At 74.1% G+C, this 1,915-nt stretch carries 1 protein-coding gene; it reads right to left on the reverse strand.

Going from position 1 to position 1,915, the window contains the following annotated elements; translation table 11 throughout:
* Positions 1-239: 239 nt before the first annotated feature.
* On the reverse strand, positions 240-1,754 hold the full coding sequence (locus tag ACFV2J_RS30330; RefSeq protein ID WP_385089084.1) for an FAD-binding oxidoreductase: 1,515 nt from the start codon (positions 1,752-1,754) through the stop codon (positions 240-242).
* Positions 1,755-1,915 lie beyond the last annotated feature (161 nt).

Below are 1,915 nucleotides of genomic sequence, written 5' to 3' on the forward strand. Positions count from 1 at the left end.
CGCGGGGCGGGGGGGGGGGGCGGGGGCGCGCGCGCGGGGGGGCGCGCGCGGGGGGGCGGGGGGGGGGGGGGGCCGGGGCGGGCCCGCGCGGGCGCCCCCCCCCCCCTCTCGGTCCGCGGTGCCACATGAATCACCGGACTCACATGAATCACCGGACTCACGGGGATCACCAGGGCCACGGAGATCACCAGGGTCACGGGGATCACCGGGGTCACAGAGGTGTCGGAACGCCGGTCGCCTCAGGCACCGACGCCCTGGGCGAACCTGAAGTACCGGTGCGGGTCGTACTTGGCCTTCACGACCGAGAGCCGGGCGTAGTTCTCGGCGTAGTACGACTGCCGCCAGTCCGTCAGCTCCGCGTCCATCCAGTTCTGGTACGTCTCGCCGTTCGACAGCGGGTCGATGGTGGCGAAGCCGTTGTCGACCCACCCCGTGGCGACGCTCCTGGCCTCCGCGGTCACCTGCGCCGGGTCGTTGATGAGCACCCGGTAGTTGACGGAGAAGAGCGAGTCACGGTGGACGTACGCGGTGTCGGTGCGGGCGGGGTCGTTGGCCGCCCCGCCGAAGAAGTGGAGGTCGAGGTAGCGGGCCTGGCCGGCCCGGCGGTCGGCGTCGAAGGCCGTCAGTACGTCCGCCCAGTCGCTCTGCGCGTACGGTGCGCGGCCCAGCCGGGTCCGCTCCAGGCCGAAGGCGGGCCGGGTCAGCACGCCGTTCGGGGACTTCCCGGCGCGCTGGCACTGGTCCTCGGTGAGCGTGCCGCAGCCGAAGATCATCATCATGACCTGCTGGTACGTCATGACCGCGTCCTGGCGGGCCGTCACCGCGCCGGTGAGCGCCAGCAGCCGCGCGGACTCCGAGGCCAGTTCGGCCGGGGTGCCGCGGGAGGCGAGGAAGACGTTGAGCGCCGGTACGGTGCCGGGCGCCGCGTCGGCCTGGACGAGGTAGGCGCCGCCGCCGATGGTGCGGGGCGCGTCGGCCAGCCACTGACCGACTCCGTGCAGCACGTCGGCGGCACGGTCGTACGGGAAGATCAGGTTGCTGATCGCCATCTGGTCGCCCTCGTGCGGGGTGACCGTGAAGCGGGTGACGACGCCGAAGTTGCCGCCACCGCCGCCGCGGATCGCCCAGAACAGGTCGGAGTGGCTGGTCGGCGACGCGGTGACCACCCGGCCGTCGGCGAGGACCACCTCGGCGGAGGTGACCGCGTCGCAGGCCATGCCCAGCGGGCGGGTCAGGAAGCCGAAGCCGCCGCCCTGGAGGAAGCCGCCGGCCGACACGGTCGGGCAGCCGCCCTCGCTGACCACCAGGCCGTGCGGGGCGAGGGCGTTGAGTATCTCGACGTTCTTGGCGCCGGGGCCGATGTCGACCGTGCCGTCGCCCACGGTGATCGCGTTCAGCCGCGAGACGTCGATGATCAGGCCGGGTGTCGTCGAGTAGCCGGCGAAGCTGTGGCCGCCGCTGCGGACGGCGGACGGCAGGCCGTAGGTCTGGGCGAAGCGCAGGGCGGCGGAGACGTCGGCGGAACTGACGCAGTACGCGACGGCCCGCGGGTTGACGGCGTCGAACTGGCCGAGCTCCAGTTGCTTGGCCACGGCGTAAGCGGAGTCGGTGGGCAGCACCAGACGTCCCTGGAGCTTGCCCGCGAGGGTGCTCCAGGGTGTGGTGCCGGAGCCCGCGAGGACGGGGCTGGTGGGCAGGACGGCCAGGCCGACGGCGGCGGATCCCGCACCGATCAGTGCTCTACGAGTGATCACGGAGGTCCCAAGGGTTCTAGGAGACGGTGGTTGCCAGTGGGGGGAGGAAGAACGGGAGAGGAGGGGGGGGGGGGGGGCGCGCGGCGCGGGGGGGGGGGGGGCGCCCCCCCCCCCCCGGGGGGCGCGGGGGGGCCCCCGGGCGGCGCGGGGGCGGGCGCGCC

The organism is Streptomyces sp. NPDC059668 (genome assembly GCF_042734135.1).
GTDB lineage: Bacteria > Actinomycetota > Actinomycetes > Streptomycetales > Streptomycetaceae > Streptomyces.